Origin of the sequence: Kutzneria kofuensis (assembly GCF_014203355.1) — a bacterium.
GTDB classification, from domain to species: Bacteria; Actinomycetota; Actinomycetes; order Mycobacteriales; family Pseudonocardiaceae; genus Kutzneria; species Kutzneria kofuensis.
Map to the genome: position 1 here is coordinate 1,812,508 of NZ_JACHIR010000001.1, position 20,354 is coordinate 1,832,861.

A 20,354-nucleotide genomic window follows, 5' to 3' on the forward strand; every position below is an offset into this window, starting at 1 on the left:
CCGTGGACGGGCTGCGACTCGCCTTGTCGTGGCTGACGGTGCTGCCTGTGCCCGCACCGTCCGTCGACCGGCGAGTCGCCGCCCGTGCCATCTCCTTGGCCCCGCTTGTCGGCCTGCTGCTGGGACTTCTCGCCGCTCTGGTGTCGTGGGGCGTTGTGACTCTGGGCGCTCCCCCGCTGCTGGCCGGGCTGCTCGTCGTTGCCGTGCTGGCCCTGCTCACCCGTGGCATGCACCTCGACGGCCTCGCCGACACCGCCGACGGTCTCGGCTGCTACGGCCCGCCCGCCCGCGCCCTGGAGATCATGAAGTCCGGCGGCGCCGGTCCTTTCGCCGTCGTGGTTCTTGTTGTCGGGCTGGGGATTCAGGCCGTCTGCTTCGGTGCGGAGCCGTGGCCGGCGGTGCTGCTGGCGGTGGTGGCCAGCCGGGTCGCGTTCACGTGGTGCTGCCTGCGCTCCGTCCCCGCCGCCCGCCCGGAAGGCCTGGGGGCCTTGGTGTCCGGCAGCCAGCCGCTGGCCGTCCCTGTCTTGTGGACGGCTCTCGCCCTGGCCGCCGGTTTCCTCGCCGTCCCCGACAAGCCCTGGCTGGGCCCCATCGGCGTTGCCCTCGCCACGGCCCTCGTGCTGCTCCTGCTCCGGCACGTGCGCAAACGCTTCGGCGGCATCACCGGGGACGTCCTCGGCGCCGCCAGCGAACTGGCCGCCACCGTCGTCCTCGTGGTGTGTGCCTTCTAGCCGAGGAGCACCGGCAGGGCCTTCAGGGCATGAGAACGGAAAGAGGCCCGCCATGGCAGCTCGGCCGCCGGCACGGCGAGGCGGAGGTCGGGGAACCGGGCGAACAGCGTCTCCAGGGCGATGCGGATCTCCAGTCGGGCCAGGGGGGCGCCGAGGCAGTAGTGCACGCCGTGGCCGAAGGTGAAGTGCTGGCGGTCGGGGCGGGCGGGGTCGAGACGGTCGGGCTCGGGGAACCGGGACGGGTCGCGGTTGGCGGAGGCCATGCCGAGCAGCACGGTGTCGCCGGCGGGGATGGTGACGCCGTCGACGTCGATGTCCGCCAAGGGGAACCGGCGGATGGCGAAGTGGGCGGGAACGGCCAGCCGGAGCAGTTCCTCGACGAAGTCGGTGATCCGGTCGCGGTCGAGTGCCGGGTTCTCCAGCAAGGTCAGGACGCCGGAAGCGATGACGTGGGCGACGTTCTCCACGCCGGCGAGCAGCAGCAGGAACGCCAGCGAGACGAGCTCGTTCTCGCTCATCCGCTCGTCGTCGTCACGGGCCGAGATGATGGCGGACAGCAGGTCGTCGCCCGGGTCGTCACGCCGAGCGGCGACCAGGTCGAGCAGGAACTTCTGCATGCTGGCGATGCCGTCGGCGGCGTCACGGGGATGCGCCGGCGCGAACATGGCGGCGGTCCAGGCGGCGAACCGGGCCCGGTCCTCCAGGGGAACACCGATGAGGTCGCCGATGACGGTGAGCGGCAAAGGGGCCGCGTACTCGGCGACGAGGTCGACGGTCGGCCCGGCGAGCCGGTCGGCGAGATCCGAGGCCACGGCGCGGATGCCGTCGGCCATCTGCTCGACCCGCCGCGCGGTGAAGGACCGGGAGACGATGCGGCGCAGGCGTTGGTGGTCGTCGCCGTCCATGTTCATCATGTTGGCGTCGAGCTCGGGCGGCAGCGAGAAGCCGGCGTAACCGGTGCGGGAATTGGCCTTGTTCAAGGAAAGCCGGGGATCGCCGAACAACCGGGCGACGTCGGCGGCGCGGGGCACGATCCACGCGGGCGAGCCGTCGGGGGTCATGAAGTGGTGCACGGGGCCGGCTTCCCGCAGGGAAGCGTGGAAGGCGTACGGATCGGCGTAGTACGAGGCGTCGAACGGCATCGGCAGCTGGTCGCTCACGCGATTTCCCTTTCCGCGGAACGGATCCGTTCGTCCCGAGCCACGGCGTCGACTATAGGTGAGCGGCGGAACGCCCGGGCGACCGCCTTCTGGTGGGCGAGCTCGCCGGCCAGATCGGAGGGCTCGGCGACCGTGCCGACGGCGGAATCCCGTTTGGGCGCACCGGCTTCGGCGGCCTCGACCGCCACCCGCAGCTGCGCGGCCTCGATCACGGCGGCGGCGTCGCCGATCCCGGCCGCGCGACACCGCGACGAGACGTCCTCGCCAACGGCCGCACTCATCCACGGCTGCAACGCCCGCTGACCGTCCCGGATCTCGATGAGCATCCGGTACAGCCGGGTGTCCACGGGCGTCCCGGCCTCCAGCGGCAGCCGCACTTCCGGCACCACGGCGACGATTCGGGCGTGCAGGGGCGCCAGCAGCCGCAGGGCGAACACCCGCCCGACCCAGGCGGAGGCGTTGGTCAGATGATGCCCCCACGACGGAATCGTCCAGGCGATGGGGCGCAGGACCGCGCTCGTCACGGCGGCGATCTGCACCACTGGTTCCCAGGCGACACCGGAGGATCCGAACAACGCGGCCACGATGTCGCCGATCCGGCCGGCCGAGTAGACGAAGTCGGCGCCGCAGCCGGCCCCGGTGAGCAGCAGGCCCCGGCGCAGCCAGGTGTCGGCGACTCTCCGCGCGCACTGCAGGCAGATCTTGAACGTGCTGGCCTGCGCCACGCAGAACGAGACCACGTAAACCGTCAGGTAGTACGGGAACTGCCCGGCCTTGGCCAGCGCGAAGTCGTTGGGGTTCTCCCCGTTGGCCATGCTGACGAAGAACAGCACCGCCATGGCGACCAGGACAAGAGCGAACAGCAGCAGCCGCGGCCGGAGCTTGCGCCACGCGGTCTCGCTGTCGTGCACCCACAGCAGAACCAGCACCTGCTGGATGGCGGCCAGCACGATCACCAGGCCCTGCGTGATCAGCCCGGAGATGTTGGTGATGCCGATCGCGGCGCTGACCCGCGGCCACACCGTCGGCGAGGAGACCGTGAACAGCACCGTCGTCAGCGCGAAGACCAGCCACAGCGCGACGTGCACCGGGGTCCGGCGGGTCCACAGCGTCGGCAGCTTCACCAGCGTGACGATGCCGACCAGGATCGCGCACGCCGGATAGAGGTAGGCGTTCATCTCGTCCCAGGGTGATCGGCGCGGCCCAGCGCGCGCACGAGGCGTTCGACCAGCTCCCGGTCCTCCGGCACCACGTCCCACGAGCGGTCCGGGCTCCAGGGGCTGATCCGCTGTCCCATCATCGAGGCGAGCAGTTCCGCCTCCTGTTCGGCGACGCTGTTGGTGTGCTCCCGGCCGAGCACCCGCTTGACCAGGCCCGGGTCCAGCGACGGCATCATCATCGCGATCGCGTCCTCGGCCAGCACGGTCTCGGTCTCGTGCTGGAACAGCAGGTGCGCGACCTCGTGCAGCACGATCTGCCGCTGGTAGAGCGGCACGGCGCGGCGCTCGAACACGATGAAGTCCTCGTCGCCGGTGGCGATGAGGAAGCCCTCGGGGGCGGCGACGGGCAGGTCGAACGGCACCAGCCGGACCGGCCGCCCCCGGCGGTCACCGACCTGGTCGATGACGGCCTGGATCTCCGCGCCGGGGCGCAGGTCCAGCTGCGCCAGCTCGGCGGTGCAGCGTTTGCGCAGCGAGCCGGACGCTCGGCCGCGGCTCCAGCGAGCCACCATCACCCCGGCTCACCTCCCCGCGTCCGGGGCGTCGCCCTGCAGCCGGCCCTTGGCCTGCCGCGCCGCGCCGACGATGGCGTCGAGCAGGTTGTTCAGGGTGCTGGCGGCGTCGTCGGAGATGCCGGTGGAGTTGCGCAGCAGCACGGCCTCCACGCCCGCGTCCTTGGCCTCGCGCAGCTGACGCGACAGCGCCAGCTCCTGGTTGACCTGCGCGAAGACGTCTCCGTCCAGCAGGTAGGCCACGCGCCGGATGCCGAGGCTGTGGGTGAGCTTGACCAGCGTGTCCACCTGGACGTTCGCGCCCTCGGCGGATTCGAGCGCGGCGATGGTGCGCATGGACACGCCGGACCGCTCGGCGAGCTCGGCCCGGGTCAGCGGTCCCTCGGGATGGTGCTCCCGGATGTAGCGCAGCCGCTCGCCCACGGCCGATCGGGTGAGATTCAGCCGGTCGTCTATGTCCTCCGCGCCGGACCCGGCACGGTGGTTGTCACTGGCCACCCGTACTCCCCAGTCAGTCGGGATCACCACACCGCGACGTGCAATATAATGCACATGGCTTGCAGAGTATTGCAATCACCCGGCCGATCTCTCTATCGTCGACGACGGTGACCGAGCGTGTCCGGCACGCGCGTCGCCCGACGGCCGAGGGGACCGCCGGGCAGCCGCCGGCCGGACACTCCTCCGGGGAAGAAGATGCCCGTGAGATCCGGACGGATCTCACGGGCATCACACGGAATCGGGTCAGGCGAAGGTGTGCATCCAGCCGTGCCGGTCCTCGCCGCCGCGCTGGATGCCGGTCAGCGTGTCGCGCAACCGCATCGTCACCTCGCCGGCGTCGCCGCCGTTGATGAGGAACTCGCCGTCGGCGTGCTTGACCCGGCCGACGGGCGTGATCACGGCGGCCGTGCCGCAGGCGAAGACCTCGGTCAGCTCGCCCGTGCCGACCTTCTTCTCCCACTCCTCGGTGGACACGCGCCGCTCCTCGACGCTGTAGCCGAGGTCGGACGCCACCCGCAGGATGGAGTCGCGGGTGATGCCGGGCAGCAGCGAGCCGGACAGCTCCGGCGTGACCACCTTCGCGTCGGCCCCGGAGCCGAACACGAAGAACAGGTTCATGCCGCCCATCTCCTCGACCCAGTGCCGCTCCATGGCGTCCAGCCACACGACCTGGTCGCAGCCCTGCTCGGCCGCCTGGGCCTGGGCCTGCAGCGAGGCCGCGTAGTTGCCGGCGCACTTGGCCGCGCCGGTGCCGCCCGGGGCGGCCCGCACGAACTCGGTGCACAGCCACACGCTGACCGGCTTGAGGCCGCCGCTGAAGTAGGAGCCCGCGGGCGAGGCGATGAGCACGTACACGTACTCCTTGGCCGGCCGCACGCCGAGGCCCTTCTCCGTGGAGATCATGAAGGGCCGCAGGTAGAGCGACTCCTCGGCCTGCTCGGGCACCCAGCGCCCGTCCACGGCCAGCAGCTCGCGGATCGACCCCAGGAACAGGTCGTCCGGCAGTTCGGGCATGGCCAGCCGGCGCGCCGAGGAGCGGAACCGCTCGGCGTTGGCCTCCGGCCGGAACGACTTCAGCGAGCCGTCCGGCTGGCGGTACGCCTTCAGTCCCTCGAAGATCGCCTGCCCGTAGTGCAGCACCATCGCCGCCGGATCGAGCTCCAGCGACTGGTAGGGCCGCACGGTCGCGTCGTGCCAGCCCTGCTCCGTGTTCCAGCGAATCGTCACCATGTGGTCGGTGAAGTGCTGTCCGAAGCCCGGCGAAGCCAGTACGTCCGCTACCCGCTCCGGGGTCGCCGGTGACGGGTGCGGGACATGGCTGAAGTGGGTGCCTGGCGTCATGTGAGAAGGCTAACGCCTACTCGCCGGTCAGAAAATCGCAGTCCCAAAGATCGGACGTCCAACCATCAGTAGTCGCCGGCCGGAAGCGTAGGCGCAGGCCACTCGGGGTCCGGCCGGAAGTCGGTCCACGTGCCGTCGAACGGGAAGCGGCCGGCCTCGGCCAGCGCGATCACCCGCTCCCCCTCCTCGCGCAGCCGCCGCAGCTGCTCGGCCGACAGCCGCCCGACCCGCACGCACTCGGCGGCCTCGTCCTCGTCCTTCCAGGCCCAGCTGCGGTCCGGGGCGATGGCCACGTCCAGCGCGCCGTCCACCCGGTCCACTGTGGACGCCGTGCGGCCCATCGGGATCTCCAGGTTCACGTACCAGCCCTGGAACTCCCAGTCCCGGCTGAAGAACCACCAGGTGCTCGACCAGCGGTCCTCCTCGACCAGCCGCAGGTTGGCCGAGGTGTGCCAGACGTGCGGGAACCGCTCCCGCTCCAGCGTGAACCGCTGCTCCATGGGAACGTCGCGGGGATCCTTGCCGCCGACCAACCGGGTGCCGACGATCGGTGTGCCCGCGGGCAGCCAGCCGACCAGCGCCCGGCCGTCGTCGGACAGCACGCTGAGCGGATGGACCTGGCCGAGAGTGCCGTCGAGACGGCGGAATCGCAGCAGCGCGGTGGAGCCCGGGGCCCAGATCGCCGATACGTTCGTCACACCGGTCGACGGTACAGAGACATGGCCCCCGAACCGAGCAGAACGACCGCGATCGTCGCCGCGAGGAGGAAGGGTGGCATCGTCATTCCGTACAGGACGGACAGTCCCAGCCCGAAACAGGCGGTCCGCATCGGCCATGTGCGGTCCTCCTTGAGCAGAATCCGCGCCGACGCGTTGGTGAAGGCGTAGTACGCCAGCATCGCGCAGGCGGCGAAGCCGATCGCCGTGGACGGTGGCAGCGCCACCGCCAGGACGGCCACCACAGTGCCGCCGGCCCAGGCCGCCACCCGGTCAACGCCGAGGCCCGCGGGCAGGTCGCCGGCCTTGGCCACCGCCGTCACGGTGCGACGCGCCCCCGACAGCACCGCCAGCAGCGCGGCGACCGTCGCGACGGCGGCGCCGCCCGAGACCAACGGCACGATCCACTGGCCGTCGGCGGAGATCACGGCGTCCAGCAGCGGGGTCGGCGACAGCGCGAGGCGGGTCGGGCCGAGCTGGCGGAACACGGCCGAGCCGACGGCGAGGTAGACGCCGAGCACGATCACCAGCGACACCGGGATCGCCAGGTGCAGCCGGCGGGCGGTGAAGCTCGGCTCGTCCAGCCCCGGGGCGGTGATCCGCTCGAAGCCGAGGAACGCGAAGACCAGGATGCCGGCCGAGGTCAGCAGCCCGAGCGGCTGGTCGGCGTCGGGCGCGTTGGTGATGGGGGGCGGTGGCACGGCGAAGCAGGTGGCGACGACCAGCGCCAGCGTCACGACCACAATGGCCACGACCGCCCGGTTCAGCTTGTGGTTGAGCCGAAAACCGACGACGTCCAACGCCACGGAGACGGCGATCACACCCAGCGCCCCGAACAGCGGCCGCGACGGCGTGACGTACGCGCCGAACGTGCCGGCGATGGCGGCCGCGGCGGCGAGCCGCCCGGCGATGGAGGCGCTGCCGGCCATCCGGCCGGGCCACGCCCCGAGCAGCTGCGATGTGTACCGGTAACCGGCCCCGTCGCCGGGAAACGCCCGGGCCTGGTCCGCGGTGGAGAAGGCGCTGCACGCCGCGAGCAGGGCCGCGAGCACGATCCCGACCAGCGCATACGTGCCGGCGATGGCCGATGCGGGGCTGAAGGCCGCGAACACGCCGGCGCCGAGCATGCCGCCGACACCGAGCAGCACCGTGTCGGCCGCCGGAAGCTGCCGGCGCAACGTGCGCGTCACACTCCCCACCTTCCCAGATGCGCGGCGTGATCGGCAGCCACCTGTCGAATGACGCTCGCGGTGCGGTAGTTAGCATCGCTTTTCAAATCTTCACCGCAGCAGGAGTCGAGGAGCCAAAAGTGACCGCGCCGAAGCTAGCACTGACCGACAGCGACCTGGTCGCTCTGGCCGTGGACGTTGTCGTCATCGGCACCGTCCAGGGGCCCGACGGCCTGGAGCTGGCGCCCGGCGCGGACGCCGTCGCGGCGGCGTTCGACGGCGGGCTGCCGGCGCTGCTCGGGGTGCTCGGCGCGACCGGCAAGGCCGAGGAGGTCGTGAAGGTCCCGACCGGCGGCAAGCTGGCGGCGCCGCTGCTGATCGCGGCCGGCCTGGGCAAGCCGGGCGACCACGGCGTGAGCACGGAGCAGGTGCGCCGCGCGGCCGGCGCCTCGGCGCGGGCGCTGGGCAAGGCGAAGAAGGCGGCCAGCACGCTGTCCGCTGTGGACCTCGGCGCGGCCGTCGAGGGCACGCTGCTGGGCGGCTACACCTTCACGCAGTACAAGTCGGAGTCGAGCGACGCCGGCCTGTCCAAGGTGGAGTTCGCCAGCCCCGCCGACGGCACGGCCAAGGAGCACAAGGCCGCCCTCAAGGCGCACGCCGCCATCGCCGAGTGCGTGGCCATCACCCGTGACCTGGTGAACACGCCGCCGAACGACCTGTTCCCGGCCAGCTTCGCGGCGCGGGCGGTCGAGCTGGCCGAGGCCAACGGCGTCGAGGTCGAGGTGCTGGACGAGAAGGCGCTGCGCAAGGGCGGCTACGGCGGCATCCTCGGCGTCGGCGGCGGTTCCACCCGGCAGCCGCGCCTGGTCCGCCTGTCCTACAAGGGCCCGAAGGCGCGCAAGAAGATCGCGCTGGTCGGCAAGGGCATCACCTTCGACACCGGCGGCATCTCGATCAAGCCGGCGGCCGGCATGGACGAGATGACCTCCGACATGGGCGGCGCGGCCGCCGTGGTGGCCACCGTCATGCTCGCGGCCAAGCTGAAGTACCCGCTGGAGGTCGTGGCGACGGTGCCGATGGCGGAGAACATGCCCTCCGGCGACGCCTACCGTCCCGGTGACGTGCTGACGATGTACGGCGGCAAGACGGTCGAGGTGCTCAACACCGACGCCGAGGGCCGGCTGATCCTGGCCGACGCGATCGTGCGGGCCTGCGAGGACAACCCCGACTACCTGATCGACACCGCCACGCTGACCGGCGCGCAGCTGGTGGCGCTGGGCAAGCGCACCTCGGGCGTGATGGGCACCGACGAGTTCCGGGACCGGGTCACCGAGCTGGCCAACGCCGTCGGCGAGAGCAGTTGGGCCATGCCGATGCCCGAGGAGCTGCGGTCCGACCTGGACTCCCGGCTGGCGGACCTGGCCAACGTCACCGGCCACCGGTTCGGCGGCATGCTGGCGGCCGCGCTGTTCCTGCGCGAGTTCGTGCCGGCCGACCTGCCGTGGGCGCACATCGACGTGGCCGGCCCGGCGTACAACTCCGGTGGCGCGCACGGCTACACCACCAAGGGCGGCACCGGCGTGCCGGTCCGCACCATCGCCGCCGTGCTCGCCGACATCGCCGCCAACGGCTGACCCGAGAAGTCACGCCCCCACCGCTCGGAACGGACCATTCCTCAACTCGGAGTTGAGGAATGGTCCGTTCCGAGCGTTCAGGCCTTGAAGGAGTGCAGGTCGGCGGCGAACAGGGTCTGCTCGGCGTCGAACCACTCGAAGGTCCTGACCGGCTGGAAGCCCAGGCGGGCGGCGAGGCGCTGCGAGCGTGTGTTGGCGGTCTGGGTGCGCAGGATGACGGGCTGGTCGGGGAGCTCGGCCGCGGCGGCGCGCAGGACGGCGGTGGCGGCCTCGAAGGCCAGTCCGGCGCCCCAGGCGTCACGGTGCAGCAGGTAACCCAGTTCGAGTTCCTCGGTGTTGTCGGCGAGGTGGCCGGGCTGGTCGGCGTCGACCGCGGTGAGCTGCACCGTTCCGATGAAGGCGTCGGTGGCCCTGTCGGCGATGACGAAGACGCCCGGAGCGTCGGTCAGGCCGGCCATGCCGATCTCGTCGATGCGCCGCTCGACGGCCTCCCGCGGGTTCGGACCGCCGATGTGGGCGCCGACCTCCGGGTCGGTCCGGAGCTCGATGAGCCGGTCCCGATCGGACTCACGGGACTCGCGCAGCACGACCCGGTCGGCGGCGATCCGGACGGCGGACAGCGTCGGCAACCCGCTCATGGTTTTCCCCCAGGCTGGACGGTGATCTGTCCCGAGGACGCCGCCGGCGAGGCCCGGTTGCGTGTATACAAGACGTATGCGAAAGCACGGGTACGAGGTGGAAGTCACCTGGAGCGGGGCTACGACGGGCTACCGGGACTACTCACGGGCGCACGAGGTCGCGGTCGAGGGCAAGCCGGTGATCCCCGGATCGTCCGACCCGGCCTTCCGCGGCGACCGGGACCGCTACAACCCGGAGGAACTGCTGGTGGCCTCGCTGTCGCAGTGCCACATGCTGTGGTTCCTGCACCTGGCCACCGACGCGGGCCTCGTCGTGACGTCCTACCGGGACCGCGCGGTCGGCACGATGGTCGAGGACGCCGACGGCGGCGGCCGGTTCAGCGGCGTGACGCTACGACCCGAAGTGACCGTCCACAGTGGCCACGAAAAGCTGCCGGAGCTGCACGAGAAGGCCCATCACCTGTGCTTCATCGCCAACTCGGTCAACTTCCCGGTGCAGGTTCAGTCGGTGGACTGACGGCGCGACTGCGCGCGCTGGCGGGCGGTGTACTCGCGCATCCGCTTCGGGTAGCCGACCTTGCTGACCTCGTACACGGGGATGCCCAGCTTGCGGCCGAGCCGGAACGCGCCCTGCTCGCCGTCGATGCGCCGGCGGGTCCATTCGCCGTCGTGAGCGACCAACACCACAGTGGTCTCCGTCACCGTGGTCCGCGGCTCCACGAACGCCTCGACACCCCGGTGCGACGCCGCCCATGCCTCGAGGTGGGAGGTGTCGTGCGAGGTCGAACCCCGGGTCACACCTGGACGCCCGGCCCTGCGAAAACGATCGAACAAGCCCACCGGCGCCTCCTCCCCTGTCGCACGTCCTGAGTCAATCGTGCCAGGACCGACGGACGAAGAGTGTGAAACCCCCTCGATCCCTCCCCCGGTCAGGGCAGCCGCGACCGCGAAGTGACAAGATGGCCACAGTTGACGCGCGCGTACACGCGCGAGCGACCCGCAGACCACGAATTGCCACTGTTGCCAGTCGAGGAGATCCCGTGACCGACACCTCCGCCGACCTTGTGATCCTGGGCGGCGGCTCGGGCGGCTACGCCTGCGCCTTCCGCGCGGCCGAGCTCGGCCTGTCCGTCATCCTGGTCGAGAAGGACAAGCTGGGGGGCACCTGCCTGCACCGCGGCTGCATCCCGACCAAGGCGCTGCTGCACGCGGCGGAGGTCGCCGACGCGGCCCGCGAGGGCGACAAGTTCGGCGTGAAGAGCTCGCTCGAGGGCATCGACATGCCGGGCGTGAACTCGTACAAGGACGGCGTGATCGCCGGTCTGTACAAGGGCCTGCAGGGCCTGGTGAAGGCCAACAAGGTCACCCTCGTCGAGGGCGCGGGCACCTTCCAGGGGCCCAACACGGTCGTCGTCGACGGCAACCGCTACACCGGCAAGAACGTGGTGCTGGCCACCGGGTCCTACGCCCGCAGCCTGCCCGGCCTGGAGATCAACGGCCGGATCATCACCAGCGACCAGGCCCTCAACCTGGACTGGATCCCGGAGAAGGTCGTCGTGCTCGGCGGCGGCGTCATCGGCGTCGAGTTCGCCAGCGTGTGGAGCTCCTTCGGCGCCGACGTGACCATCGTCGAGGCGCTGCCGCGGCTGGTGCCGGCCGAGGACGAGTGGGCCTCCAAGCAGCTGGAACGCGCCTTCCGCAAGCGCGGCATCAAGTTCAAGACGGGCGTGAAGTTCACCGGCGCCAGCCAGAACGACTCCGGCGTCTCGGTCAGCCTGGAGAACGGCGACGTGCTGGAGGCCGACCTGCTGCTGGTCGCCGTCGGCCGCGGCCCCAACACCGCCGGCCACGGTTACGAGGAGGCCGGCGTCCGGATGGAGCGCGGCTTCGTCATCACCGACGAGCGGCTGCGCACCAACCTGCCCGGCGTGTACGCCGTCGGCGACATCGTGCCCGGCCTGCAGCTCGCGCACCGCGGCTTCCAGCAGGGCATCTTCGTCGCCGAGGACATCGCCGGCCAGAACCCGCGGGTCATCGACGAGGCCGGCATCCCGCGCGTGACGTACTGCAACCCCGAGGTCGCCTCGGTCGGCCTGACCGAGGCCGCGGCCAAGGAGAAGTACGGCTCCGCCACCACCTACGTCTACAGCCTGGCCGGCAACGGCAAGAGCCAGATCCTCAAGACCAGCGGCGGCGTGAAGCTGGTCAAGGCCCCCGACGGCCCGGTCGTCGGCATCACCCTCGTCGGCGAGCGCGTCGGCGAGCTGATCGGCGAGGCCCAGCTGGTCTACAACTGGGAGGCGTTCCCCGAGGACGTGGCCCCGCTGATCCACGCGCACCCCACCCAGACAGAAGCCCTCGGCGAGGCGTTCCTCGCCCTGGCCGGCAAGCCGCTGCACGTGCACGGCTGACCGTCGGCACCAAGTCAGCCACGCGAGCAACGAGCACGAGGAGTCACTAACCCATGGCCTTCTCCGTCCAGATGCCGGCACTCGGCGAGAGTGTCACGGAGGGCACCGTCACCCGCTGGCTCAAGCAGGAGGGTGAGCGGGTCGACGTCGACGAGCCCTTGCTGGAGGTCTCCACCGACAAGGTCGACACCGAGATCCCGTCGCCGGCCGCCGGTGTGCTGCAGCGCATCGTCGTCAAGGAGGACGAGACCGTCGAGGTCGGCGCCGAGCTCGCCGTCATCGGGGACGGCGCCGACGCGCCGGCCACCCCGCCGGCCGAGCCCGAGCCGGCCAGCGCCCCGGCCCCGGTCGCCGAGGAGCAGGAGGCGCCCGCCGCCGCTCCGGCCCCGTCCGCGCCGGCTCCGGCGCAGTCCTCGGGTCCCGCGCAGGGCACCGAGGTGACCATGCCGGCGCTCGGCGAGAGCGTCACCGAGGGCACCGTCACCCGCTGGCTCAAGCAGGTCGGCGACCACGTGGACGTGGACGAGCCGCTGCTGGAGGTGTCCACCGACAAGGTCGACACCGAGATCCCGTCGCCGGTCGCCGGCACGCTGCTGGAGATCGCCGCCGGCGAGGACGCCACCGTCGAGGTCGGCGGCAAGCTGGCCGTCATCGGCGACGCCTCGGCGGCCCCGGCCCAGCCGGCCCCGGCCCCGCAGCAGCCGGCCCCGCAGCAGTCCGCCCCGGCCCAGCAGCAGGCTCCGGCTCCCGCGCCGACCCCGGCTCCCGCCGCTCCGGCACCGGCCGCTCAGCCCGCGCCGGCCGCCCCGGCGCCGGCCGCTCAGGCCCCGGCCCAGTCCTCCTCGGAGGACGCCAACGGCTCGCCGTACGTGACGCCGCTGGTGCGCAAGCTGGCCTCGGAGAACGGCATCGACCTGAACACGCTGAAGGGCACCGGCGTCGGTGGCCGGATCCGCAAGCAGGACGTGCTGGCCGCCGTGGATGCCGCGAAGGCCCCCGCCCCGGCGCCGGCCGCGCCCGCCCCGGCCGCTGCGGCTCCGTCCGCGCCGGCCGCCGTGTCGGCCGCGCCGTCGCCCGAGGCGCAGGCGCTGCGTGGCACCACGCAGAAGATGACCCGGATCCGGCAGACCATCGCCAAGCGCATGGTGGAGTCGCTGCAGATCTCCGCGCAGCTCACCACCGTGGTCGAGGTCGACATCACCCGGATCGCCCGGCTGCGGGACCGCGCCAAGCGGGCCTTCGAGGCGCGGGAGGGCGTGAAGCTGTCCTTCCTGCCGTTCTTCGCCAAGGCGGCCGTCGAGGCGCTCAAGCAGCACCCGCAGGTCAACGCCTCCATCAACGACCAGACGATGGAGGTGACCTACCACGGCGCCGAGCACCTGAGCATCGCGGTGGACTCGCCGCGCGGCCTGATGGTGCCGGTCATCCACAACGCCGGCGACCTCAACATCGCCGGCCTGGCCCGCAAGATCGCCGACCTGGCCGAGCGGACCCGCAACAACAAGATCAAGCCGGACGAGCTGTCGGGCGGCACCTTCACGCTGACCAACACCGGCAGCCGCGGCGCCCTGTTCGACACGCCGATCCTGAACCAGCCGCAGGTCGGCATGCTCGGCACCGGCGCCGTGGTGAAGCGGCCGGTCGTGGTGGCCGACGAGGCCGGCGGCGACACCATCGCCATCCGGTCCATGGTGTACCTGGCCCTGTCCTACGACCACCGCCTGGTGGACGGCGCGGACGCGGCCCGCTTCCTCACGACGATCAAGCACCGCCTGGAGGAAGGCGCCTTCGAGGCCGACCTCGGCCTCTGAGTCGCCGCACGTCTGGGAGACGGTGAGGGGGCCTGCCTCGCGTTCAGCGCGGGGCAGGCCCCCTCTTTCGCACTCGCCTTCGGCTCACTTCCGCTATACCTCGTTCAGCCCACTCCCATGTACCTGAAGTAGAATTGCTGGTTGTCGCCGTAATGGCAGCCGTACTGCTGCACGAGGGCGTGATCATCCGTGCTTCCGGCCCAGACGTCAAGGCACTTACCACTGTTTCGCGCAACCAGCGAATAGTAGTTCCCGGCTATACGAACGAGCCTGAACTGCTGGTTTTCACCGTAGTGGCAGCCGTACTGCTGCACGATGACGTGATCGTCCAGACTGGCCCCCGGGATGTCGAGGCACTTGCCGCTGTGTCGAGCCACCAGCGCGTAGTAGTCCCCGGTCACATAGACGAGCCCGAATTGCTGGTTGTTCCCGTAGTGGCAGCCGAACTGCTGCACGAGGGCGTGATCGTCCGTGCTGCCGTCCCAGACGTCGAGGCACTTGCCACTGTGTCGGGCGATCAGGCTGTAGTAGTAGGTGTCGGCGGCCGCCGGCGTCGCCGCCTGAGCCGGCGCCGACCGCAAGCCGAACGTGAATCCGGCGACCATCGCGATGCTCAGCGCCACAATGGCGGCAAATCTGCAGTGACTACTCGTTGTCATCACCCCAACCGAAACAGAGCGGGAATGCTCCCTTCCGCAGTACCACACCCGGACCACACACGGGCAAGGAATTCAACCGGCGCGACCCCGTCAACGACAGGAAACGGCCAGCCTGTTTGAGCGCACAAGAATTATGATCCCGACCGGCCGCGGGAAGCAGGGTTTTCCGAGCGCACCGATCCGACTTCGGTATTCCGTGTCCGAGGGCGGACCGACCGGACCCCCGGTGCTGCGGGGCGCGGGCGCTCGGGGGACGATCGGGGTATGCGCGTGGTGGTGGCCGGGTCGTCCGGCTTGATCGGTTCCGCTCTGCTGCCGGTGCTGCGGCAGGCCGGGCACGAGGTGCTGCGCCTGGTGCGCCGGCCGGCGGCGGCCCGGGACGAGCGCAGCTGGGACCCGCCGGCCGGCCGGATCCAGGACGGCACGTTCGACGGCGTCGACGCGGTGCTGAACCTGTGCGGTGCGGGCGTCGGCGACAAGCGCTGGAGCCAGGCCCGCAAGCAGACGCTGCTCGACTCCCGGGTGGAGCCGACGGAGGTGCTGGCGGCGGCCGTCGCGGAGCGCGGAATTCCCGTGCTGGTGAACGCCTCGGCGGTCGGCTACTACGGCAACACCGGCGACAGGGTGGTCGACGAGTCGGGACCGAAGGGCGAGGGCTTCCTCGCCGATCTTGTGCACGAGTGGGAGTCGGCGACCCGTCCCGCGGCCGACGCCGGTTCGCGGGTGGTGCTGCTGCGCACCGGCCTGGTGTTCGCCGAGTCGGGCGGGCTGCTGGGCAGGCTGAAGCCGCTGTTCTCGCTGATGCTGGGCGGCAAGCTGGGCGACGGCCGCCAGTACTGGCCGTGGATCTCGCTGGACGACGAGCTGGCGGCGATCCGGTTCGTGCTGGAACACGAGGACATCTCGGGGCCGGTCAACCTGTGCGCGCCGGAGCAGCTGACCAACGCCGAGCTGACCAAGGCGATGGGCGAGGTCATGGGCCGCCCGACGCCGTGGACGGTGCCGGCCTTCGCGCTGCGGGCCGCGCTCGGCGAGTTCGCCGACGAGGGCGTGCTGATCGGTCAGCGCGCGACCCCGAAGGCGTTGCTGGAGCACGGCTTCCAGTTCCAACACGAGACGGTGGCCACAGCCCTGCCGGAGGTGCTCGGGCAGCGGGCGTAAAGTCGTTGTGTGACGACCTCTTCCTGCCGTGCTTCCGCCGATCCCGTGCAGGTGCGGCCGCTGGGCACCATCGACTACGCCGAGGCCTGGGAGCTCCAGCGCGAGCTGCTGAACGCCCGCGCCGACGGCGTCGGTCCGGACACGTTGCTGCTGCTGGAGCACCCGTCGGTGTACACCGCCGGCAAGCGGACCGAGCCCGCCGACCGCCCGCAGGACGGCACGCCCGTGATCGACGTCGACCGCGGCGGCAAGATCACCTGGCACGGCCCCGGGCAGCTGGTCGGCTACCCCATCGTCAAGCTGTCCGACCCGGTCGACGTCGTCGACTACGTGCGGCGCATCGAGCAGGCGCTGATCCACGTCTGCGACGCCTTCGGCCTGGCCACCGGCCGGGTCGAGGGCCGCAGCGGCGTGTGGCTGGCCGCCGACGGCGACCGGCCCGAGCGCAAGATCGCCGCCATCGGCATCCGGGTCCAGCGCGGCGTCACCATGCACGGCCTGGAGATCAACTGCAACGCCGACCTCGACGCCTTCGGGAAGATCATCCCGTGTGGCATCCGCGACGCCGGCGTCACCTCGCTGTCGGCCGAGCTGGGTCGCGACGTCACCGTCGCCGAGGTCCAGCCGCTGGTCGAGGCGGCCGTGCTCGCCGCCATCGAGGGCACGCTGCCCGTGACCGTTCGGGACATCGAGCGCAAGCAGCCGACCGCCGCCGGGGTGACGTTCTCCCTGTCGTCCTGACGAGAGCCGTCCCCCGACGGCCGCCGGTGATCTACCCCAGATCGACATTCGGTGTGACGGTGGGCGTGACTCGCCGGAGGAAGGCGTTGAGCAGGTCCGCCGCCCGCCCCGGGTCCTCGGCCGGGAAGAGGTGGCCGGCGCCGGGTTCGATGATCAGCTCCGAGCCGGCGATGCCCTGGTGCAGGGCCGTCACGGCGTCGACGGGGGCGATGCCGTCACGGGTGCCGGTGACGACCAGGGTCGGCACGTCGACCGAGGCCGCCAGGTCGGCGAACCGCGTGTCGAAGTAGCTGAGGAACGCCTCGGTCATCGCCGGCACGCTGGCGTTGCGGTAGTTCTCGTAGTCCATCTCCAAGATCCACCGTCGCCGCGCCTTGTCCGGCGTCACGATGACGAAGGCGTCGGCGAGATACACGGCGGGCTTGCTGCACAGCCAGAAGCGGGCGGCCCGCGACGGCAGCCACGAGCCGATGCGGTAGTAGAGCTTGCCCAGCCACGCGGTGAGGCCGGTCGCTTCGGACACGGGGTTGAACAGGCAGAGCCCGTCCAGCGCCGACCCGTAGCGCGCGGCGTAGACGAGCGAGATGGATGCCCCCAGCGAATGGCCGGCGAGCACGAACCGGTCCAGCCCCAGCGACAGCCGCAGCCGCTCGATCTCGGCGGCGTAGTTCTCCAGGGTGTGGGGCACGGTGAGCGGCGGCGAAGCGCCGTAGCCCGGCAGGTCCGGCACGACGACGTCGACCCCGTCGAGCGCGTCGGCCAGGTCCCGCAGGCCACGGTGGTCGCCGCCGAGCCCGTGCAGCAGCAACACAGTCACCACCGGGCGGCGACCTCGGCGGCGAAGAGGTCCACGTGGTCGAGGTCGGCCAGGTCCAGCAGCTGGAGGTAGATCCGGTTGGTGCCGGTGCCCTCGTGCCAGGCGCCGATCCGGTCCAGCACCTCGGCCGGCGTGCCGCAGAAACCGTTGGCCTTCAGCTCGTCCACGTCACGGCGGATCGCGGCGGCGCGGCGGGCCACCTCGGCGTCGTCACGCCCGACGACCACGGGATGCGCCACCGACATGATGACCGACGACGGGTCGCGGCCGATGGCCTCGCACGCCGCCCGGACCCGGTCGAACTGGGCCGCCGAGTCGGCGATCGAGGAGAAGCCGATGTTGAACTCGTCGGCGAACTTCGCGGCCAGGCGGGGCGTGCGCCGCGCGCCGTGGCCGCCGATCAGGATCGGCGGGCGCGGGCTCTGCGCCGGCTTGGGCAGCGCGGGCGACTCGGTCAGCTGGTAGTGCTTGCCGGCGAACGAATAGGTCTGTCCGACGGGCGTGCCCCACAGCCCGGCGATGATCTCCACCTGTTCCTCGTACTGGTCGAAGCGCTCGCCCAGGGCCGGGAACGGGATGCCGTAGGCGGCGTGCTCGGCCTCGAACCAGCCGCTGCCGATGCCCAGCTCGACGCGGCCGCCCGACATCTGGTCCACCTGCGCCACCGAGATGGCCAGCGGGCCGGGGTGCCGGAAGGTGATCGGGCTCATCAGCGTGCCCAGCCGCAGCCGGGACGTCTCGCGGGCCAGACCGGCCAGCGTGATCCAGGCGTCGGTGGGGCCGGGCAGGCCGTCGGCCGAGCCCATCTTCAGATAATGGTCGGAACGGAAGAACGCGTCGTAACCGGCATCCTCGGCGGCACGGGCCACCCGGAGCAGGTCGTCGTAGCTGGCCCCCTGCTGGGGTTCGGTGAAGATCCGAAAGTCCACGAGCACAACCTAGCCACCCGGCGCCAGTGGAGCCGTTCGGCACTAATGAATCCATCAGACATTGCCTGCTCCCCCCGTCACGGACATATGGTCATCGGTGACGCCGCGTGCTGTTGCCAGCCAAATACCGCCAAGAACCGGGTGATCAGCATGGAGTTGCGCCAGTTGTCGCATTTCGTCGCCGTAGCGGAGGAATGCCACTTCACCAGGGCCGCACGGAGACTGCACATCGCTCAGTCCAGCCTTTCCGCATCGATCCAGACGCTGGAGCGCGAGCTCGGCGCGCAGCTGTTCGTCCGGGACAAGCGCCAGGTCCGGCTGACCGACGCCGGCCGGGCGCTGCTAGTGGAGGCGCGCCGCGCGCTGAGCACCGTGACCGCCGCGCGCGAGGCCGTCGCCGCCGTGCAGGGCGGGTTGCGCGGCCGGGTCAGCGTCGGGCTGGCCCGGGCCGTCGACCACGGGCACCTCATGTCGGCGCTGGGCCGCTTCCACCGGGCCCACCCCGACGTCGAGGTGGCGCTCAGCCACGACGGCTCGGCCCGGCTGCTCGACCAGGTCCGGGACGGGCGGCTGGACCTGGCCCTGCTGCTGATGCCGGCGAACCGGCTGGCCGGGGGCGCGCCCGGCGGCGACGGGCTGGACGTCACGCCGGTACGGCCCGAGCGGCCGGTGGTGGCGTGCGGGCCGGACCACCGGTTCGCCCAGCGCAACGCCGTCGCCCTCGGCGAGCTGCGGGCCGAGACGCTGGTGGAGTTCCCCGGCGGCGGCAACGAGTTCGGCGGCAAGGTCGCGTTCCACGCCGACGACGTGCACACCATGCTGGACGTCGTGGCGGCCGGGCTGGCGATCGCGGTGCTGCCGCGGACCACCGCCCGCGGCCGGGCCGGGGTGCGGTTCGTGGAGCTGCAGGGCGAGGCGCCGGCGTGGGAGCTGATGCTCGCCCATCCGGAGCGGTCGAACGCGGCGGCCGGCGCCCTGTTGGCCGCGGTGCTGGCTAGCGGCGACGACGCCGTGCCGGCCGATCGGCCGGTTCCGCCGCCGGCCCGTCAGCACCTGCTGCTGCCGGTCGGCGCAGTCCGCTGACCACCTTCGTGATGGACCAGGCCACTTCCTCACTGGCCTTGCGCGGGTCGGCGGCGCCGGCGATCATGCTGGCGCCGGCCGACAGCGCGCCGTAGAGCAGCCGGGACATCACCTCGATCGGCACTTCCTCGATCTCGCCGGCCTCGACCAGCGCCGCCACCGACTCGCGAATGACGCCGAAGCTGTAGTGCTCCTCGGCTTCGCGCCAGCGGGCCCAGCCCATGACCACCGGGCCCTCGTGCACGACGATGCGCTGGAACGCCGGGTCGAGGCAGACCCGCACGTACGCCCGCAGGCCGGCCATGGCCGTCTCCCACGGGTGGCCGGGGCCGCTGACGATCTCGCCGAGGCGGCGCATCGCCTTGGTCTCCACGGTGTCGAAGGCCGCCTCGAACAGCGCCTGCTTGCCGCTGAAGTGGTGGTACAGCGCCCCCTTGGTGACGCGCGCCCGCTTGGCCACCTCGTCCAGCGAGGTGCCCGCGTATCCCCGTTTGGTGAACAGCTCGACGGCGCTGTCCACCAGGGCGTCCCTGGTGGATTCCGAGTACTCGAGCCGTCTCGACCGCACTGTCGCCACGCTCACAACTCTATCCACATACCGCCGGTACGTACCCATGGTATGGTCGTCGTGTCGGACATACCGCGAGTATGCCGAAGACCGGAGGTACGACGATGAGCTGGAACGACTACTACCGTCGCCGGGACGTCATCGACGCCGTACTGGCCACTCCCGGCACGATCGAGGAGGCCTTCACCCGGGTCCCCGACGCTGCCGCCGTGTTCGCCGACACCGACGAGCTGCTGCTGGCCCTGGACCACAAGTGGACGCAGCAGCTGACCGCCCGCATCGGGCTGGCGCTGTCGGACACCGAGGGCGACCGTGTGGACGCCGTGTCCGCCGCGTGGCGGCGTGCCGTCGCCGAGAACCCGAATCTGCGGCGTCTGCTCGACGAGAATTCGAGCGGCGTGCTCGCGGATGCCACTGCGCGCGAGCACCGCATGCTCGCGCTGGCCGCCGGGCTGGCCGAGTTCACCGAGCCCGACGACGTGCTGGAGCGGGTCGGCGGGGCGTTCGCCGCCCTGCTGCGTGGCCGGGTGCCCGCCGCCGCGTGACCCCGGACAC

The 20,354-nt window shown here is 71.4% G+C and carries 22 protein-coding genes; 9 read left to right on the forward strand and 13 right to left on the reverse strand.

What is annotated here, in order from left to right; translation table 11 throughout:
- The first annotated feature begins 2 nt into the window (after positions 1-2).
- A complete protein-coding gene (gene cobS, locus BJ998_RS08270) occupies positions 3-731 on the forward strand; it encodes an adenosylcobinamide-GDP ribazoletransferase (RefSeq protein ID WP_184859971.1) in 729 nt (242 codons plus the stop codon).
- Here the strand turns inward: cobS and BJ998_RS08275 are convergent.
- From BJ998_RS08275 to BJ998_RS47235, 7 genes are all read right to left on the reverse strand, one after another.
- The gene (locus BJ998_RS08275) at positions 728-1,891 is read right to left on the reverse strand and encodes a cytochrome P450 family protein (protein WP_312889995.1); all 1,164 of its coding nucleotides are present in this window, start codon (positions 1,889-1,891) and stop codon (positions 728-730) included. The two genes, cobS and BJ998_RS08275, sit on opposite strands and share 4 nt — an antisense overlap.
- Positions 1,888-3,069, reverse strand: a complete 1,182-nt coding sequence (locus BJ998_RS08280) for an MAB_1171c family putative transporter (protein ID WP_184859973.1) — start codon at positions 3,067-3,069, stop codon at positions 1,888-1,890. The genes BJ998_RS08275 and BJ998_RS08280 overlap by 4 nt, the downstream gene beginning before the upstream one ends.
- Positions 3,066-3,623: a hypothetical protein gene (locus BJ998_RS08285; RefSeq protein ID WP_184859975.1), complete on the reverse strand. Its 558-nt coding sequence runs from the start codon at positions 3,621-3,623 to the stop codon at positions 3,066-3,068. Before BJ998_RS08285 ends, BJ998_RS08280 begins: the two co-directional genes overlap by 4 nt.
- A 9-nt stretch (positions 3,624-3,632) precedes the next feature.
- Positions 3,633-4,121, reverse strand: a complete 489-nt coding sequence (locus BJ998_RS48540) for a helix-turn-helix domain-containing protein (protein WP_184859977.1) — start codon at positions 4,119-4,121, stop codon at positions 3,633-3,635.
- A gap of 243 nt (positions 4,122-4,364) precedes the next feature.
- Positions 4,365-5,462: a branched-chain amino acid aminotransferase gene (locus tag BJ998_RS08295; RefSeq protein ID WP_184859979.1), complete on the reverse strand. Its 1,098-nt coding sequence runs from the start codon at positions 5,460-5,462 to the stop codon at positions 4,365-4,367.
- Positions 5,463-5,527: 65 nt separating this feature from the next.
- Positions 5,528-6,160, reverse strand: coding sequence for a DUF402 domain-containing protein (locus BJ998_RS08300; protein ID WP_312889996.1), 633 nt, complete (start codon positions 6,158-6,160; stop codon positions 5,528-5,530).
- On the reverse strand, positions 6,157-7,368 hold the full coding sequence (locus BJ998_RS47235) for an APC family permease (RefSeq protein WP_246488550.1): 1,212 nt from the start codon (positions 7,366-7,368) through the stop codon (positions 6,157-6,159). Before BJ998_RS47235 ends, BJ998_RS08300 begins: the two co-directional genes overlap by 4 nt.
- Before the next feature lie 119 nt (positions 7,369-7,487).
- On the opposite strand from BJ998_RS47235, the gene BJ998_RS08305 reads away from it, so the two are divergent.
- Positions 7,488-8,981, forward strand: coding sequence for a leucyl aminopeptidase (locus tag BJ998_RS08305; protein WP_184859983.1), 1,494 nt, complete (start codon positions 7,488-7,490; stop codon positions 8,979-8,981).
- A gap of 77 nt (positions 8,982-9,058) precedes the next feature.
- Here BJ998_RS08305 and BJ998_RS08310 read toward each other — a convergent pair whose 3' ends face one another.
- Positions 9,059-9,619 (reverse strand): GNAT family N-acetyltransferase, encoded by a 561-nt coding sequence (locus BJ998_RS08310; RefSeq protein ID WP_184859985.1) that lies wholly within the window; start codon positions 9,617-9,619, stop codon positions 9,059-9,061.
- Positions 9,620-9,695: 76 nt separating this feature from the next.
- Between BJ998_RS08310 and BJ998_RS08315 the strand changes: the two genes are divergently transcribed.
- Positions 9,696-10,136: an OsmC family protein gene (locus BJ998_RS08315; protein ID WP_184859987.1), complete on the forward strand. Its 441-nt coding sequence runs from the start codon at positions 9,696-9,698 to the stop codon at positions 10,134-10,136.
- Here BJ998_RS08315 and BJ998_RS08320 read toward each other — a convergent pair.
- A complete protein-coding gene (locus tag BJ998_RS08320) occupies positions 10,121-10,459 on the reverse strand; it encodes an oxidoreductase (RefSeq protein WP_184859989.1) in 339 nt (112 codons plus the stop codon). The genes BJ998_RS08315 and BJ998_RS08320 overlap by 16 nt on opposite strands.
- 200 nt (positions 10,460-10,659) lie before the next feature.
- Here BJ998_RS08320 and lpdA point away from each other — a divergent pair, with 200 nt between their 5' ends.
- On the forward strand, positions 10,660-12,030 hold the full coding sequence (gene lpdA, locus BJ998_RS08325; RefSeq protein ID WP_184859990.1) for a dihydrolipoyl dehydrogenase: 1,371 nt from the start codon (positions 10,660-10,662) through the stop codon (positions 12,028-12,030).
- A 53-nt stretch (positions 12,031-12,083) separates the two neighbouring features.
- The gene (sucB, locus tag BJ998_RS08330; RefSeq protein WP_184859992.1) at positions 12,084-13,841 is read left to right on the forward strand and encodes a 2-oxoglutarate dehydrogenase, E2 component, dihydrolipoamide succinyltransferase; all 1,758 of its coding nucleotides are present in this window, start codon (positions 12,084-12,086) and stop codon (positions 13,839-13,841) included.
- A gap of 104 nt (positions 13,842-13,945) precedes the next feature.
- On the opposite strand, the gene BJ998_RS08335 is transcribed toward sucB, so the two are convergent.
- Positions 13,946-14,464, reverse strand: a complete 519-nt coding sequence (locus BJ998_RS08335) for an RICIN domain-containing protein (protein WP_184859993.1) — start codon at positions 14,462-14,464, stop codon at positions 13,946-13,948.
- Positions 14,465-14,764: 300 nt separating this feature from the next.
- Here BJ998_RS08335 and BJ998_RS08340 point away from each other — a divergent pair, with 300 nt between their 5' ends.
- On the forward strand, positions 14,765-15,661 hold the full coding sequence (locus BJ998_RS08340) for a TIGR01777 family oxidoreductase (RefSeq protein WP_184859995.1): 897 nt from the start codon (positions 14,765-14,767) through the stop codon (positions 15,659-15,661).
- Between the two features lie 9 nt (positions 15,662-15,670).
- A complete protein-coding gene (gene lipB, locus BJ998_RS08345; protein WP_184859997.1) occupies positions 15,671-16,402 on the forward strand; it encodes a lipoyl(octanoyl) transferase LipB in 732 nt (243 codons plus the stop codon).
- A gap of 31 nt (positions 16,403-16,433) precedes the next feature.
- Here the strand turns inward: lipB and BJ998_RS08350 are convergent, their stop codons facing one another.
- The gene (locus tag BJ998_RS08350) at positions 16,434-17,222 is read right to left on the reverse strand and encodes an alpha/beta fold hydrolase (protein ID WP_184859999.1); all 789 of its coding nucleotides are present in this window, start codon (positions 17,220-17,222) and stop codon (positions 16,434-16,436) included.
- Positions 17,216-18,148: an LLM class F420-dependent oxidoreductase gene (locus BJ998_RS08355; RefSeq protein WP_184860001.1), complete on the reverse strand. Its 933-nt coding sequence runs from the start codon at positions 18,146-18,148 to the stop codon at positions 17,216-17,218. Before BJ998_RS08355 ends, BJ998_RS08350 begins: the two co-directional genes overlap by 7 nt.
- A gap of 150 nt (positions 18,149-18,298) precedes the next feature.
- Here BJ998_RS08355 and BJ998_RS08360 point away from each other — a divergent pair, with 150 nt between their 5' ends.
- On the forward strand, positions 18,299-19,231 hold the full coding sequence (locus tag BJ998_RS08360) for a LysR family transcriptional regulator (protein ID WP_184860003.1): 933 nt from the start codon (positions 18,299-18,301) through the stop codon (positions 19,229-19,231).
- On the opposite strand, the gene BJ998_RS08365 is transcribed toward BJ998_RS08360, so the two are convergent.
- Positions 19,143-19,799, reverse strand: a complete 657-nt coding sequence (locus tag BJ998_RS08365; protein WP_184868522.1) for a TetR/AcrR family transcriptional regulator — start codon at positions 19,797-19,799, stop codon at positions 19,143-19,145. The genes BJ998_RS08360 and BJ998_RS08365 overlap by 89 nt on opposite strands.
- A gap of 104 nt (positions 19,800-19,903) precedes the next feature.
- On the opposite strand from BJ998_RS08365, the gene BJ998_RS08370 reads away from it, so the two are divergent.
- Complete coding sequence (locus BJ998_RS08370; protein ID WP_184860005.1) at positions 19,904-20,344, forward strand: hypothetical protein; 441 nt, start codon at positions 19,904-19,906, stop codon at positions 20,342-20,344.
- Positions 20,345-20,354: the final 10 nt, after the last annotated feature.